This is a genomic window from Saprospiraceae bacterium (assembly GCA_026129545.1).
In the GTDB taxonomy this organism is placed as follows: domain Bacteria; phylum Bacteroidota; class Bacteroidia; order Chitinophagales; family Saprospiraceae; genus M3007.
This window is the reverse complement of the sequence record JAHCHX010000003.1, coordinates 497,958-513,178: the sequence shown is the minus strand read 5'-3', so window position 1 is coordinate 513,178 and position 15,221 is coordinate 497,958. Positions and strand designations below refer to the sequence as shown.

At 50.2% G+C, this 15,221-nt stretch carries 17 protein-coding genes; 14 read left to right on the top strand and 3 right to left on the bottom strand.

Annotated elements, in window-relative coordinates; all coding sequences use genetic code 11:
- Positions 1 to 15 precede the first annotated feature (15 nt).
- Positions 16 to 957, top strand: coding sequence for an HlyD family efflux transporter periplasmic adaptor subunit (locus tag KIS77_20060; protein MCW5924624.1), 942 nt, complete (start codon positions 16 to 18; stop codon positions 955 to 957).
- A gap of 118 nt (positions 958 to 1,075) precedes the next feature.
- On the opposite strand, the gene KIS77_20055 is transcribed toward KIS77_20060, so the two are convergent.
- Positions 1,076 to 1,465 carry a GxxExxY protein gene (locus tag KIS77_20055; protein MCW5924623.1) on the bottom strand — a complete coding sequence of 130 codons (390 nt, stop codon included), beginning with the start codon at positions 1,463 to 1,465 and terminating at the stop codon, positions 1,076 to 1,078.
- 78 nt (positions 1,466 to 1,543) lie between these two features.
- Between KIS77_20055 and KIS77_20050 the strand changes: the two genes are divergently transcribed.
- The 6 genes from KIS77_20050 (at position 1,544) to KIS77_20025 (ending at position 7,536) form a co-directional block, all read left to right on the top strand.
- The gene (locus tag KIS77_20050; protein MCW5924622.1) at positions 1,544 to 2,470 is read left to right on the top strand and encodes an ABC transporter ATP-binding protein; all 927 of its coding nucleotides are present in this window, start codon (positions 1,544 to 1,546) and stop codon (positions 2,468 to 2,470) included.
- Between the two features lie 9 nt (positions 2,471 to 2,479).
- A complete protein-coding gene (locus KIS77_20045; protein MCW5924621.1) occupies positions 2,480 to 4,132 on the top strand; it encodes a hypothetical protein in 1,653 nt (550 codons plus the stop codon).
- A gap of 144 nt (positions 4,133 to 4,276) precedes the next feature.
- Positions 4,277 to 4,930, top strand: a complete 654-nt coding sequence (locus KIS77_20040; GenBank protein ID MCW5924620.1) for a hypothetical protein — start codon at positions 4,277 to 4,279, stop codon at positions 4,928 to 4,930.
- Between the two features lie 32 nt (positions 4,931 to 4,962).
- A complete protein-coding gene (locus tag KIS77_20035) occupies positions 4,963 to 5,688 on the top strand; it encodes an ABC transporter ATP-binding protein (protein MCW5924619.1) in 726 nt (241 codons plus the stop codon).
- 225 nt (positions 5,689 to 5,913) lie between these two features.
- Positions 5,914 to 6,369, top strand: a complete 456-nt coding sequence (locus KIS77_20030) for an isoprenylcysteine carboxylmethyltransferase family protein (GenBank protein ID MCW5924618.1) — start codon at positions 5,914 to 5,916, stop codon at positions 6,367 to 6,369.
- 51 nt (positions 6,370 to 6,420) lie between these two features.
- The gene (locus KIS77_20025; GenBank protein MCW5924617.1) at positions 6,421 to 7,536 is read left to right on the top strand and encodes an ABC transporter permease; all 1,116 of its coding nucleotides are present in this window, start codon (positions 6,421 to 6,423) and stop codon (positions 7,534 to 7,536) included.
- Here the strand turns inward: KIS77_20025 and KIS77_20020 are convergent.
- Positions 7,529 to 7,999 carry a Uma2 family endonuclease gene (locus KIS77_20020; protein ID MCW5924616.1) on the bottom strand — a complete coding sequence of 157 codons (471 nt, stop codon included), beginning with the start codon at positions 7,997 to 7,999 and terminating at the stop codon, positions 7,529 to 7,531. The genes KIS77_20025 and KIS77_20020 overlap by 8 nt on opposite strands.
- 46 nt (positions 8,000 to 8,045) lie before the next feature.
- On the opposite strand from KIS77_20020, the gene KIS77_20015 reads away from it, so the two are divergent.
- The 7 genes from KIS77_20015 (at position 8,046) to KIS77_19985 (ending at position 13,704) form a co-directional block, all read left to right on the top strand.
- Positions 8,046 to 9,179, top strand: a complete 1,134-nt coding sequence (locus tag KIS77_20015) for an ABC transporter permease (GenBank protein ID MCW5924615.1) — start codon at positions 8,046 to 8,048, stop codon at positions 9,177 to 9,179.
- Positions 9,180 to 9,270: 91 nt separating this feature from the next.
- Positions 9,271 to 9,525: a hypothetical protein gene (locus KIS77_20010; GenBank protein MCW5924614.1), complete on the top strand. Its 255-nt coding sequence runs from the start codon at positions 9,271 to 9,273 to the stop codon at positions 9,523 to 9,525.
- Positions 9,526 to 9,702: 177 nt separating this feature from the next.
- Positions 9,703 to 10,992, top strand: a complete 1,290-nt coding sequence (locus KIS77_20005; GenBank protein ID MCW5924613.1) for a HAMP domain-containing histidine kinase — start codon at positions 9,703 to 9,705, stop codon at positions 10,990 to 10,992.
- Positions 10,993 to 11,060: 68 nt separating this feature from the next.
- Positions 11,061 to 11,969: a mechanosensitive ion channel gene (locus KIS77_20000; protein MCW5924612.1), complete on the top strand. Its 909-nt coding sequence runs from the start codon at positions 11,061 to 11,063 to the stop codon at positions 11,967 to 11,969.
- 35 nt (positions 11,970 to 12,004) lie between these two features.
- Positions 12,005 to 12,400, top strand: coding sequence for a VanZ family protein (locus KIS77_19995; protein MCW5924611.1), 396 nt, complete (start codon positions 12,005 to 12,007; stop codon positions 12,398 to 12,400).
- A 15-nt stretch (positions 12,401 to 12,415) separates the two neighbouring features.
- Positions 12,416 to 12,928 carry a gamma carbonic anhydrase family protein gene (locus KIS77_19990; GenBank protein ID MCW5924610.1) on the top strand — a complete coding sequence of 171 codons (513 nt, stop codon included), beginning with the start codon at positions 12,416 to 12,418 and terminating at the stop codon, positions 12,926 to 12,928.
- 197 nt (positions 12,929 to 13,125) lie between these two features.
- Entirely contained in the window at positions 13,126 to 13,704 is a 579-nt protein-coding gene (locus KIS77_19985; protein MCW5924609.1) for a PorT family protein, read from the top strand.
- Positions 13,705 to 13,794: 90 nt separating this feature from the next.
- On the opposite strand, the gene corA is transcribed toward KIS77_19985, so the two are convergent.
- Positions 13,795 to 14,859 carry a magnesium/cobalt transporter CorA gene (gene corA / locus KIS77_19980; GenBank protein MCW5924608.1) on the bottom strand — a complete coding sequence of 355 codons (1,065 nt, stop codon included), beginning with the start codon at positions 14,857 to 14,859 and terminating at the stop codon, positions 13,795 to 13,797.
- Positions 14,860 to 15,221: the final 362 nt, after the last annotated feature.

Sequence of the window (15,221 nt, the reverse complement as noted above, 5' to 3'; positions counted from 1 at the left end):
TCAAAATTTAGAATCATGAAAACCAGTCTCTTAAAATACATTCTCTTCGTCGGAGTCGCCTTCTACGCCTGTCAAAGCGCTGCTCCCAAAGCCGATGCCTACGGCAACTTTGAAGCCGACGAACGCGTCGTCAGCGCCGAGGCCTCCGGCAAAATTCTCGTGTTGGATATTGAGGAAGGCCAAACCTTGAAAGCAGGCCAGCAGGTAGGCGCGATAGATTCCGTCCAACTGCTGCTGAAGCGCGAACAGCTGCACGCCAGCATTCGCGCCGTCGCCGCCAAAAGCCCGGCCATCCGCACGCAACTCGCTGTTTATGAAAAACAAATGGCTTCCGTCCGCCAGCAACTCGCCACGCTCGAACGCGAAAAACACCGCGTGGAAAATCTCCTGAAAAGCGACGCGGCCACACCCAAACAACTCGACGACCTGAACGCTCAAATCGAAGTGATGCGCAAACAAATGGACGTGATTCTGGAGCAAAAATCGGCCACGAACTCCTCGCTCACGACCCAGCAAAGCGGCCTGCTCGCCGAAATCCTTCCGCTCCAAAAACAAATCGCCCAACTCGACGACCAGATTGCCAAGTGCCGCATTGTCAACCCATTGGACGGCACGGTGCTGGTAAAATACGCTGAGCCGAGCGAGGTCACGGCCTTTGGAAAACCGCTGTACAAAATCGCCGATTTGAACAAGATGACCTTGCGCGCTTACGTCGCAGGCAACCAATTGGGCACGGTGAAAGTCGGCCAACAAGTCAAAGTTTTTATAGACGAAGCAGGTGGCGCGCAGCGAGAACTTTCGGGAAAAATCATCTGGATTTCGCCGAAAGCCGAGTTCACGCCAAAAGTCGTTCAGACGAAAGACGAGCGCGTGAATCTTGTTTATGCCATGAAAATCAGCGTTCCCAACTCCGACGGTATTTTGAAAATCGGAATGCCTGCCGAGGTGCGGCTTTGACAAGCGTAGAGTAGTTTTTTGACAGGATTTACATGATTAACAGGTTTTTTCTTTGTCGGCTTCGCCGACCTTTCTCAAAAAATGTCCTTCAAATCCTGTAAACCCTGTCAAAAAAACACTACTCCTGTCCCCCCCCTTTAGGGCGATAGACACGGTACTTGCGCTTGACTTCAACTCCATCAGGACCAAAATTGATAAGCAGCCCGACATCGGTTTTGGTAGCGGTCAGGTAATTGACAAGTTGGACTTCATGCTCTTCCAATAGGTGGCGAACAGATTTCAATTCGACGATAATTTGTTTATTCACAACCAAATCCATCGCAAACTCGCCGACGATATGTTCTTCATAAAACACCGTAAGAGCCACTTGTTGTGCACATAAGAGGCCATGTTTAGGCAACTCAATCACCATAGAGTTCTCATAGATTTTTTCTGAAAAACCGAAACCCAAAGTGTTGTAAACCTTATAAGCAGCAGCGATGATTTTGGAAGTGAGCGGGTCATTCATGGCAAGTTTTCATTTTGAAATTAAAAATCCAAATATCCTGTAAACCATGTAAATCCTGTCAAAAAACCACTCTACGCTATGTCAAAAGCAAAAATAACAGCCGAGAACCTGTCGAAATCCTACGGCAGCGTGCAGGCCATCAAAGACATAAATCTGTCGGTGCAGGAGGGCGAAATCTTCGGACTCATCGGCCCCGACGGCGCGGGCAAGACGACCTTGTTCCGCATCCTCACCTCGCTGTTGTTGCCCGACAGTGGCGCTGCGACAGTGGCTGGCTTGGATATCGTCAAGGATTACAAGCGATTGCGCACGGTCATCGGCTACATGCCGGGGCGGTTTTCGCTCTATCAGGATTTGACGGTGGAGGAAAATCTCGAGTTTTTCGCTTCCGTTTTTGGCACGAGCATTCGGGAAAACTACGCTCTCATCGCACCGATTTATGTGCAAATCGAGCCGTTCAAAGACCGTCGCGCCGGGGCGCTTTCCGGCGGCATGAAGCAAAAACTCGCCTTGTGTTGCGCCCTCATTCACAAGCCCGAAGTGTTGTTTCTCGACGAACCCGGCACTGGCGTTGACCCTGTGTCGCGCAAGGAATTTTGGGATATGCTCCGCAATTTGCGGCAGCAAGGACTGACCATGCTCGTCAGCACGCCTTACATGGACGAAGCCGAATTATGCGACCGCGTGGCCTTGATTCAAAAAGGCGAAATCATGGCGCTCGACACGCCGCAGGGCATCACTGCCTCGTTCCGGCAGCCGTTGTACGCCGTGCGTTCCGACAATATGTACCAGTTAATCAAAGACTTGCGCGAGTTCGAAGGCGTGGCGGATTGTTATGCCTTTGGGGAGTATGCGCATTTGAAGTTGGAGCAACTTTCCGAAAGTTTCCAACTTTCGGAAAGTTCGATTCATGAGTTTTTACTTTCCAGAAACCACCGCAACATCGAAGTAAAACCCGCCGAAGCGACGGTGGAGGATTGTTTTATTGAACTGATGAAAAATTGAAAAACTGCCATGTTCCGCTCACTCTTTTTATCAAGCCTCATGTTTTTTCTGTTTGCAAAAATCAATGCCCAGACTACGCTCAATGAAGCAGTTGTAAGACTCCGCCAATCTGGTTTTGCTGACGAGAACACTTGGTTGTACCCCGAGTTTGAGCCTCGGTCGAACCGAATCAAAATAAGCAAGACCATCAGCGACTGTGGCAGGCAAATAGCCGTAGTAGATGCTTCCACAGGAACAGTCACGTTGAGCGACACAATGTTAAAATGGTCTTTTTGTACAAAGCTGGAAGAGCGTGTCAAAACAGCGGCTTTGGTCATAGAAGGAGAATGTATAGAACAAGCGCCAGCATACAAAAAAACTGCCGGCAATTGGCCCTCCGCGTACACGCCGCATTTGATAAAAGTGTTCAAAGTGTTCAAAGGCGAACCAATGGGTGACACAATAGTAGCGATTCGTTACGGAGGAAGATTGCCCGACGGGAGTGATGTAAGCCTTTCGCACGGTATGCTTGACTTGCCGGATCCGGGTCAACGGGCGATACTTTTTTTGGCCGATTTTCAGGAAAAAGAATATCACGACATGGGCGCACGTCTCAACCGCTACCCCAAATGGGCAGGTGTCGAAAACTCAATTTTTATCACAGCCCCTGATTTGCCGCCTGCTTGGGAAATGGTGCATATCGAAGACAACCTATATAAAAACTTGGAAAGAATAACCGGACAACCCCGTCAGATTTTGGGTCACCCCATTTGGCATCTTGAAAAAATGCCTCCCGACAACGAAAAAAAACCAGAATATTGGGAAGAACCGGGCATTCAATATACATTTCAATACGCTAAAATTGATGCGAAACAGCCGGATGTGTTCCATCTGCGATTGAAGCTCCAATCAGAGTTGGACAACACCTACCCTGTGCAAGGCGAAATACGACTTCGCTACAATCCCATTGTATTCGGCAAAAAAGCGATAAGCAACAAAACAGCCGTTTACTCTACTCAGGTCTCCAACTATTCATTTGGCGCTGAAAAATTGCACCGGGCGGTTTTCCCCCGCTCCTATGAAGTGACCGTTCGAGACAGCGACGATTCTACTTTGATGATTCGCTTCCAGCGAAATGACTCTATAACCCAACCTGTCATGTTACCTTATACGGATGGCTTCCCATGGCTGGATTTTACAATTAAAATACAAAACTATGAGGCCAAATCAGGTTTACAGTTGATGATTCCATCTGATTGGGAAGAGCAAAACCGCCACTTTGACTATGAAAAAAATACAATTGTGCCGTATCGCCACATCCGCACCGCGACGCTGCCCGATGTGCTGCTCAGTTATTTTTTAAAACCCCGAATAGACCGCTTCCACCCCGATACAGTGGCAGCCGGTTCAGCGCAGGTAGTGACCGTGGAAGGCCAATATCTGCTCTCTGAAAAAACATGGATAGGCATTCCCTGCCAACAAGGTCATTGTTTTATCAAGGAAGAAAACATCATCGAACTGACCGAAAACTGCATCCGCTTCATCGTGCCCGTCGCCGCAGAAGGGAGCGTTGGAAGAGTGGAAAATATACCCCTTGCTTCTGCGAAATTCATGGTGCTGAAGCAGACAGGAAATTCACAAGCATTCGACTATACCCGAACGCCCCTTGCTATTATCCGATAAACAGCAAAGTTTGACATGATGAGAGTCGCCACCATCCTGATTTTCCTGAGTTTGTCTTGTGGAAGTATTGCAAGCGCACAGGAAAAATGTCTCATGCCACAAGGCTGGTATGGCTTGAGCCCGTTTGGATGGAACCCCAGTACAATGGCAGACTCAACCATGCGCCAACTCGCGGCAATAAAAATCACTTTGAAAGTAAATCACAGTTGGGGCGCCGGCGATGAAGAATTTGCAATTGAATACGAACGCCGAGACACGTTTTTTGCCACTCGCAGTGCTCGCTACCAATACAGCGGAAGAGTTTATCCGCCTAAGCGGAAGGGAGAAGGGGCGGTTGTAAGCGACACATTTTTTAAGCGAAGTTTCCAATCAGAACACTTGTCCTCGGTGCTTAAAAACATTCAACAACCTTCCCCATATTGGAACGAATCCGATTTTGGATATGTAAAATCAAAGTTCCGAACAGACTTGACTCATTTGATTCGGGAAAGATGGAGCAACTACCGCACCTGTGACGATTGCAGCTATCACTGGTTGGAAATTCAGTTTTTAAAAGACGGAAAACAAGCGGCTGCGATAAGCATAAACTTCGATTCGGGTTTTCGGCTGCCAAGGGTTGAAGACACAGCATTGAAAGCATTTCAAGTCAGAAAAATGCTCGAATGGATGTACCTCTATCAACTCAGTCACTTGTTTTTCCCCGATGATGTGGCTTTAAACAAATCGCATTTTCAAGAAAAAAGAATACACGAACTCGCTATTTGGGCAAAGCATTTTTTCCCCGAACTCAACAAATAAAAAATCCTGCAAATCCTGTCAAAAAAACAGCCATGACCAACATCATCTCCACCCACCAACTCACCCGCACCTTCGGCAAATTCACCGCCGTGGATGCCATCACGTTCGAGGTACGCGAAGGCGAAATCTTCGGCTTTCTCGGCGCCAACGGTGCAGGCAAAACAACCGCCCTGAAAATCCTCACCGGCCTGCTCTCGCCTTCGAGCGGTTCGGCGACGGTGGCGGGTTTTGATGTGGGCAAACAGCCGGAACAAATCAAACGCCGCATCGGCTACATGAGCCAGAAATTCAGCCTTTACGAAGACCTCACCGTGCGCGAAAACATTCGGCTCTATGGCGGGATTTACGGCCTTAAAATGTCGGAAATCAAGTCAAAAACGGCTGTTTTGCTCGAAAAACTGCAAATCACGGAGGAGGCGGACAAACTCGTCGGCTCGCTGCCGCTGGGCTGGAAACAAAAACTCGCCTTCTCCGTCGCCCTGCTCCACGAACCGAAAATCGTATTCCTCGACGAACCCACGAGCGGCGTGGACCCGCTCACCCGGCGGCAGTTTTGGGAACTGATTTACGAAGCCGCCGCCAACGGCGTGACGCTCATGGTGACGACGCACTACATGGACGAGGCCGAATATTGCGACCGAGTTAGTATCATGGTCAGCGGCAAAATCGAAGCGCTCGACACGCCGCGCGCGATGAAGGCCAGTTTCGGCGCGGAAGACATGGACGAGGTGTTTCGGAAATTGGCGAGGGGCGTATAGTGATGAGTTATGAATGATAAGTACCGAGACGAAGGTATTCAAGCATTTCACACGACGACAAAACGGCACAAAAAATTGATTATCAGAAGAATAAAATCGTAGTGTCGCCGTGTCGTTGTGTGAAACAAATCTGTTCCGGTACTTAAATGATGAATTTGATGTCTCTGAAAATACGTTTACGAAACCTTTTTGAGGTTTCGTAAACGTTCAAATAACCAACAGGCAATGAAGTTACTAATTAAGAATCTGCTCTTCACACTCGTCATTCCCGGCACGGTGGCGGTCTATTTGCCGATATGGTTGGGCCGTCGAAGCGACGGCTTGCACGGCTGGTGGACTTGGCTCGGATTGCCCGTAATCCTGTTCGGCCTCACCATTTTGCTGATTTGCGTCTGGGACTTTATGAAAAAAGGCGAGGGTACGCCTTTCCCGCTCGATCCGCCGAAAAAATTGGTCACGGCGCAACTGTACCAATACTCGCGCAACCCGATGTATCTCGGCATTATGACGGCTTTAGTAGGCTGGTCGGTGTGGTACGCGAGTTGGCAAGTGCTGGCTTACAGCCTTGTCGTTTCCGCCATTTTTCATGTGTATGTAAAAGCGATTGAAGAGCCGTTTTTGAAAAAACAATTTGGAGAAACTTATGAAGAATATTGCCGTAAAGTGCCGCGCTGGATTTGAGTCCGAAATCATCTTTATCCTGTCAAAAAAACGCCCCAAACCTGTCGAAAAATGAATCGCTTCGCAGCCTTTATCAAAAAAGAATTTCGCCACATCCTGCGCGACCGGCGCACTTTGCTCATCCTGTTCGGGATGCCGGTGATGCAGGTGTTGCTCTTCGGTTTTGTGCTCACCAACGAAATCAAGGACGCCGCCGTCGCCGTGCTCGACCCTTCGAAGGATTCGGAGAGCATTGCGCTGGTGAACAAACTCACGTCGAGCGGTTATTTCAAGTTGGAAAAAAATCTGACTTCGGCAGAGGATTTAGAACCCGCTTTTCGCACGGGTAAAATCAAAATGGCCGTCGTGTTTCCCGACAATTTTTCCCAAAAACTCCAGACCGGCGAAGCCCAACTCCAACTCGTCGGCGACGCCAGCGACCCAAACACGGCGACAACTTTAGTCAACTACGCCAACGCCATCGTCGCTGATTTTCAACAAGAAAAAACAGAAACGAGCGGCATCATCCATCATTCATCATTTATCATTCAGACAGAGTCGCGTATGCGCTACAACCCGGAACAGAAGGGTGCTTTCAACTTTGTGCCGGGCGTGATGACGCTGATTCTGATGCTCGTGTCGGCCATGATGACTTCCATCACGATTGCGCGGGAAAAGGAATTGGGCACGATGGAAGTCCTGCTCGTGTCGCCTTTGAAGCCGATTCAAATCATTTTGGGAAAAACGGCGCCCTATCTCGCGCTCTCGTTTCTGAACGCCGTCGTCGTTGTGTTGCTCGGCATTGTCGTGTTCGGAATGCCAATGAGTGGCTCGGTGTTGTTGCTGGCGGCGGAGTGTTTGCTCTACATGTTCGTCGCTTTGTCGCTCGGCATTTTTATCAGCACACGGGCGAAAGACCAGATGACGGCCATGTTCATGTCGGCGCTCGGCCTGATGATGCCGACGATGTTGCTGTCGGGTTTCATTTTTCCCCGCGAGAGTATGCCTTTGCCGCTGCAAGTGATTGGTAATGCGATACCTGCGACGTGGTTCAACCCTATCGTGAAAGGCATTATGATAAAAGGCGTGGGCCTCGAAGTGTTGTGGAAAGAGACGCTCGTGTTGGGCGGAATGGCTTTGTTTTTTCTGGGGTTGAGCATGAAGAATTTTAAAGACAGGCTCACTTGAAAATTTCTCCCAAGTTCAATTCGATGCCGAGTTTTTTATCTGTTAAGGTTTCTTTTTTGGTAAAAACCTCAAAATCATCGGGAGAGTAATAGACATAAACCGTCAGGAAATCAGGCAGCACAATCCAATACGACTGAACACCCGCGCCGAAATACTCTTTGAGTTTTTGCATCAGTTCGGAGGTGCTTTGGCTGGGCGACAAAATCTCGACAAGCCCCAAAGGCATCTCGGTCATTGCGGTTTCGTCGTCGCCAGGCGTGAATTCTACTTGGCGGTAAAAAGCCAAATCTGGCACCCGGTCGCGTACGGGAAAGTCAATGGTGAGTTCGGGGAGAATCCTGAATTGAGGGTTGCGGGGCTGGATAGCCAAAAGCAGGTTGGCTTGGACGATAGCATGATTTTTACTTGGCATGGGCTTACCGCGTTCGATTTCGTAATCCGATAAAGTGAGTACTTCTTCCATTTTTCGATAAAAAATTTCGCTCCAAAAATAAAGACATTTTCTGACAATGCGTACCATCCTTTTTCTCGTCCAAAAAGAATTTTTGCAAGTTTTCCGCAACAAAACGATGCTGCCCCTGCTGCTCGTGATGCCGGTGGTGCAGACGCTGCTGCTCTCGTTCGCGGCCAATTATGAGGTGAAAAACCTCGCGCTCGCCGTCGTGGACCACGACCTGTCGCCTGCTTCGCGGCAGTTGACCGACAAATTCAGCGCGTCGGGTTATTTTCAGGTGAAACAATTTTCGCTCGCCGCCAAAGATGCGGACCGCTCTATGGCCGCTGACAAGGTGGATTTGATTTTGGAAATACCTGTAAACTTCGAGCGCGACCTCGTGCGCGAAAACAAAGCGAGCATTTCGCTGACGGCCAACGCCATCAATGCCACCAAAGCCGGCCTCGGCATGGGCTATGCGCAAAACATCGTCCGCGATTTCAACGTGGATTTTTCTCAAAAATGGACACCGCGCTTGGTATCCTCTCTGACGAACAACGAACAACGGACAACTATCAACATCGAATACTCCAATTGGTACAACCCCCGCCTCGATTACAAAACCTTCATGGTGCCGGGTATTCTGGGTGAAATTGTGGCCTTGATAATTTGCTTTTTAACGGCACTGAACATCGTGCGCGAGCGCGAGCTGGGCACCATCGAACAACTCAACGTGACCCCCTTGCGCAAATGGCAGTTCATTCTCGGGAAATTGCTCCCGTTTTGGCTGCTCTCTCTGGTGATGATGACCTTGGGGCTGGCAGTGGGCAAACTCGTGTTCGACATCCCGATGCTCGGCAGCCTGTGGCTGGTGTTCGGTTACACGGCGGCGTTCACGCCCTGTATGCTCGGTCTTGGTTTTTTGATTTCCAATTTTTCCGATTCGCAGCAACAAGCCATGTTCACCGCCTGGTTTTTCCTCCTGATTTTTATCCTGATGTGCGGACTTTTCACGCCGGTGGAAAGTATGCCGCAGTGGGCGCAGTGGCTGAACAAACTCAATCCTGTGGCATATTTTGTGGAGTTTATGCGGCTTGTGTTGCTCAAAGGCGCAGGCATTCAGGACATCAAAGGCAATTTTTTCACGGTGCTGACTTACGCGGCTGCCGTGAACGGGCTGGCTATCTGGACTTACAAAAAGCGTGCATGAGCGCGATGCGGCTGAATCTGAACGGATTGCAAAATACCTTTGGATTTCGGAAAGGCTCCCGACCTTCGCGGCAGCGAAAAATGCCTTGCCAATGCTCTACAAACTTTTCAAGTCCATCCGCAACGAAGCCGAATTCAACGAATTGCTCCACCTGACGTTTACTGAACACGAACGTGCCATGATGCTGGAGCGCTGGAAAATCTTCGATGCCTTCGACCGCGGCCTGACACAGCGTGCCACCGCTGCCGAAGTCCCGTGCAGCATCGTGACCGCCACTCGCGGCGCAAAAGTGTATCGTGAAAACAAGGAGGCCATCAAGAAGTATCTGGAAGTGTGGAGAGGGTAGGGGGATTTGGGATTTACGATTTGGGATTTACGATTTGCGATTTACGATTTACGATTTACGATTTACGATTTACGATTTACGATTTGGGATTTGTGATTGCTCGCATGGCTGAACGCAGCGGACGGGATTTGTTCGAAGGTTCCAAATGTTCTGGTTTGCCAAACTGCTTTTAGAAAAATGACCAACAAAATCATTCGTCGCGTTATCGTGTTGGGGGCGGTCTCCATGTTGAGCCTGCTTGCCGTGCAGTCCTATTGGGTGTTGCGCACATGGGATTTGCAGGAGCAAGAGTTTAGCCGCAAGGTGACGCTGGCACTGATAGACGCGGCCAATGACCTTTCACAGGCCACGCCTTTCGAGTTGCCTTCTCAGGACTTGATTGACCGGCTCTCGTCCAATTACTATGTGGTGAACGTGGACAACGACTTTGACCCCAACACGTTGGAGTTTTTTCTGCGAAAATCTTTTGAAAAACAAGGGCTGCACGAAGACTTCCAATATGGCGTGTTCGACTGTTCGAGCAAACAAATGGTGACGGGGAAGACCATCGAATACAACAAATCCACACCCTTCGGAGCAGTGCAACTGAAGCAGGACGAAGCCTTGCCGCCGCACACCAAGACCGAACTGAACTACTATTTCGGGGTGCGTTTCCCCGACAAAAATGCCGCTATTCTGAGCAATATGTGGCTCGTCATCATTTTCACGGCGCTGATGCTCGTCACGCTGGCGTTCTTCATTTACACGATGTTTGTCATTTTGAGGCAAAAACAACTCTCGGAGCTACAGCGCGATTTTATCAACAACATGACCCACGAGTTCAAAACGCCGATTTCGACCATCAACATCTCGACAGACGTTTTTCTCAACAACGAAAAAATCAAGGAAGACTCGCGCCTCAACCGCTACTCCCACATCATCAAGGAACAGGTGATGCGCCTCAACACTCAAGTGGAAAAGGTGTTGCAACTCGCCAAAATAGAACGCGACAAGATAGAACTCAACCTCGAAGAACTTGATTTGACGGAACTCGTGAGGGGCGTATCGCCCTCCATCGAAATGAAAGTCGCCGAAAAAGAAGGGGGGCGCTTGAGCCTCGATTTGGAGGCGACCAACGCGCTTGTCAAAGCCGACCGCCTGCACTTGACGAACATCATCCACAACCTCGTGGACAACGGCGTGAAATACAGCAAGGGCGCTCCCGAAATACACGTCGGCCTCCGAAACGAAGGCAACGAACTGGTGCTCAGCGTCCAAGACAACGGCATCGGCATCTCGAAGGAACACCAAAAACACGTTTTTGACAAGTTTTACCGCGTCCCCACTGGCAACGTGCACAACGTGAAGGGATTTGGTCTCGGATTGTTTTACGTCAAAACGATATGCAAGGAACACAAGTGGAAACTCGACCTGCACAGCCAAGTGGGCGAGGGCACACGAGTGGAAATCAGAATGCCCGTGCGATAAGCCCGCTGCTCAGGGCGAAAAAATAATCCATTCGACGTTCCCGTTAACCCGCCATTTCCCCCTCCGTTATGAAATACTTCATTTTACTGCTCAAGGTTTTCATTTTTATAGCCCTCGTACTCATTCGCTTGGGCGAGTGGGACGTATCGGGGCTGTATGCAAGGTCGAAGTATCGCGAAGCCCTCGACTACTATGTTTTTGCCATCGCAGGCATCGCCAGTTTTCTCATGTTCCTCGATTTTGTGCAGTTCACGGCGGTGTGGTGGTATCGCCGGCGACACAAGGTGCGCGGCGAAGACAACTTCATCATCGGTGTCAGCCATATCTACTCGTTGTTGCTGGCCGTGGGGATTATCGTGGGCATATTGTCGCTGTTCAAAATTCAGGCAAGGGAACTTTTCACCTCCCTGTCCATCATTTTTGCGGGTTTTGCCATCCTCACAAAAGACTACATCTCGAACATGATAAACGGGATGATTATGACTTTTTCGGGGCAGTTCAGCATCGGTGACAACATCCGTATCGGCCAGCATCGCGGCAAAATCACCGACATTACCCTCCAAAACATACATCTGCTCAACGACGACGACGACATCATCTACATCCCCAACAACGTGGTGCTCAATTCGGAAGTCGTCAACTACACCAAGCGCAGCATCAAGCGCACCAGCATCGAATTCGATATTGACCTCAAACACCTCAAAACGGTGGAAGAATTGGAGCAAAGCCTGACGGAGGCACTCGTCCCGTTCAAGGATGTCATCAAACCCGACAGCTACTACCTGCGAGTGGCGGAAGTGAAAAAAGACAGTGTGTCGCTCAAATTTCAATATATCCTGAAAGAGCCAAACAAAGACTTGGAGCGCCAAATTCGGCGGCGCACCATTCGACGCTTGGTGGAAATCATCAGCGACCGCGAAAAATTCGTGGACAAAATACCCGAACTGCCCGACGCGCCAGGTCATGCCGTGATTTGAGCAACACTCGCCGGCGCTCGTCGTTACAACTTGCTATGAACAAACACTATCTCCCCGCTCTGCTTTGGCTTATCTTTGTCACCGTTCTGTCGGTCACGCCGGGGGTGCCCCTGCCCAAGTTCGACCTGCTTTCGCCCGACAAATTGGGCCATGCCGTCGCTTATGGTGTGCTTGCTTGGTTGTTTTTGTGGGGCTACACCCGCACTTCTGGCCGCCGCGTTGGTTGGAAAGAGGCGTTGGTTGTTTTCCTGCTGACCTCCTGCTATGGGGTGCTGATGGAACTGGTGCAAGGATTTCTTATACCCGGCAGATTTTATGAAATAGACGATATGCTCGCCAATGCAATAGGGGCAGCCATCGCGTGGCTCGCAAATCGAATCCAGTCCGCTGCGCTTGGCCGGGCGGGCAATCGTAAATCGAACCAATCGTAAATCGCAAATCGAACCATGGCATTGATACTTCCCTGCCGAGACTTCATTCCTCAATTTGGCCAAAATTGCTTTTTGGCCGAAAACGCCACCATCATCGGCGACGTGGTCATGGGCGACGACTGCTCCGTGTGGTTTCAGGCCGTCGTGCGCGGCGACGTGAATTTCATCCGCATCGGCAACAAAGTCAACATTCAAGACGGCGCGATTCTGCACGGCACCTACCAGAAGTGTGGCACCACCATCGGCAACAACGTGAGCATCGGCCATAGGGCACTAGTGCATGGCTGCACCTTGCACGACAACGTGCTCGTAGGAATGGGCGCCATCATCATGGATGAGGCGGTGGTGGAGCAGAATTGCCTCATTGCGGCGGGGGCTGTTGTTTTGGAAAAAACAGTTTGTCACGAAGGGGGAGTCTATGCCGGAGTGCCTGCCCGGCGTGTGAAAGAACTCACCCCAGAATTGTTCAAAGGCCAAATCGAACGCATCGCCAACAACTATGTCTTCTACTCCTCATGGTTCAAATAGTGGGAGAGGTTTGTCCGGACAAGACAGGTGAAATGCCCTCCAAAGCGGGGGGGGGGAAAAGTAGCGCCTATCGAGACGCATTGCGCTCAAAAATTCAGCTTGCAAAATTTATTCGGCGATATACATTTGCTGCTGCAAAACATTCTGGCTCAGGCTCTTTTTTGCAAAACATTTCAAACTCAAACCATTTCCGAATTATGAAAAAGATTCTTTTTTCATCGGTCTTCGCATGGCTGCTATTTGGCGTGGTCAACGCACAAATAACGCTTCGTCCCTTCGTCGGCCTCAACTCCTCCACTATCACCGAGCTTGACTCGGCCAATTTCAAAAGCAAAATTGGCTATCAGCTAGGGGCCGACGTTCAAATCGGCACCAAGTTCTACGTCCAACCGGGCATTCAGTTCGAGTTCGTCAAGAATCGGATACAGCCCAGAGTGTTGCAAGAGTCGGATTATCGGCGCACCAACCTGCGCATCCCCGTCATGGTGGGCTACTCGTTTGGCGGTGTGGACGCGGCTTGGGCCGCTCGTGTGTTCACTGGTCCCAACGCCACCTTCAACCTAAGCAACAAGCCGGAAGACGAATCAGCTTTTGAGAATCTCGACCTCAACAACATCATCTGGGGATGGAACGCCGGGGTGGGCGTGGATTTTCTCTCTATTCTGTTCGTTGACCTCGGCTACCAGTTTGGTCTTTCGGATGTGTTCAAAGACCTAAACTCATCGCACCGCAACAACCTGTTCTACGCGAACGCTGGCTTGCGGGTTCAATTCTGAACGATAAACGCCAGAATGTGGGGCACAATAGAGAAAGCGCCTGCTCGACTGTATGGTCGGGCGGGCGCTTTCAATTTGAGGTGCTCACCCTCAAAACCAACGTTTGCGCCTGAAGTAAACCAGCATCCCCACCGTGAGCACGAACATGAACCCCAGCGTGATGAAATAGCCATAGTGCCAGTGCAGCTCAGGCATATTGTCGAAGTTCATGCCATAGATACCGACAATGAAAGTCAAGGGCATAAAGATGACACTAATGACAGTGAGGATGCGCATAACCTCGTTGAGTCGGTTGGCCGATTCGGCGTGGTAAAGCGCCTCCATGCTGTCGAGAATATCGCGTTGGTTGTCCACGCTGTCGAGGATTTGGTCAACGTGGTCCACCACATCGCGGAGATAGAGCCGATTGGCGTCTTCGACGATTTCGCTCTCCGAGCGGAAAAGCCGGGCGACTGCGTCGCGCAGCGGCATGATGCGGTGTCGAAATTGGTTGACCAAGCGCTTCAAGTTGAAAATGCGTGCTTTGTAGGAAGGGTCGGAGCCATTGCTGAACATGGTTTCTTCCAGGTCGAGCACCTGAGTCTCAATCTCGTCCAGCAGGATGTAGTATCCGTCCACGATGTTGTCTATCAAAGCGTAAGCAAGGTAGTCAGAGCCTTTCTTGCGCATTCTGCCGATGCCCTCTTGGGCGCGTTTTCGGATAGTGGCGAAGGTGTCGTCAGGGTCTTCTTGGAACGAGACGACAAAGTTGTGGCCGATGAACAGGGAAATTTGCTCACTGACCAGCTCAAGCGTTCCAGCGTCGAGGCGAAGGTTGTGCAGCACGAAAAAAAGCCCGTTGTCATACTCTTCCAGCTTGGCGCGTTGGTGCGTGTTGAGCACATCTTCAAGCGCCAAAGGGTGCATTTGGAACCCGTTCCCGACTTTTTCGATGAGATGGGTATCGGTAAGGCTGCGCACATCCACCCAAAGCAAGCCTTCTACTTGATTGCGCAATTCGGGTGCGTAGGCAGGCTGCTCTGCATATTGAGCCTCTCCATAGCACAGCGTGACAATGTGTGAGGAGGTCTCCGTGCGGTCGCCCGTATAGACAAGGGTGCCGGGAGGCAACCCTCTTTTGCTGATTTTGAATTGTCGGCGTTTCTTTTTTCCCATGCGGCAAAGTTATACCTTGATTAACGAGGATTTGAGGATTGCCTTGATTGATTTGCGTGATTTTCAAAGGATTGCAAGCGTTGTTCGTTCAAAGCCACTTTGTCAGAACCCGTTTTAGGGGGCTTGTCCGGCCAAGCGAAGTGGACGGAGATGGTTTGCATTGACTGTGTAGCCCATTTCTTTTTTGGCCGTTTCCTTCCACTGGCGCTAAAGCGCGGGATTAGTCAAATCGTCAGCTCGTTTTTTATTCGTTCCTGTGAGAATGTGCATATCTCAACATCCGGGTGTTGACACGGAACATATTAACACTATTTTTCAGTTTGGTACGGTTTTTGGCAAAGCCCGGCTGATTGTGCAAGATG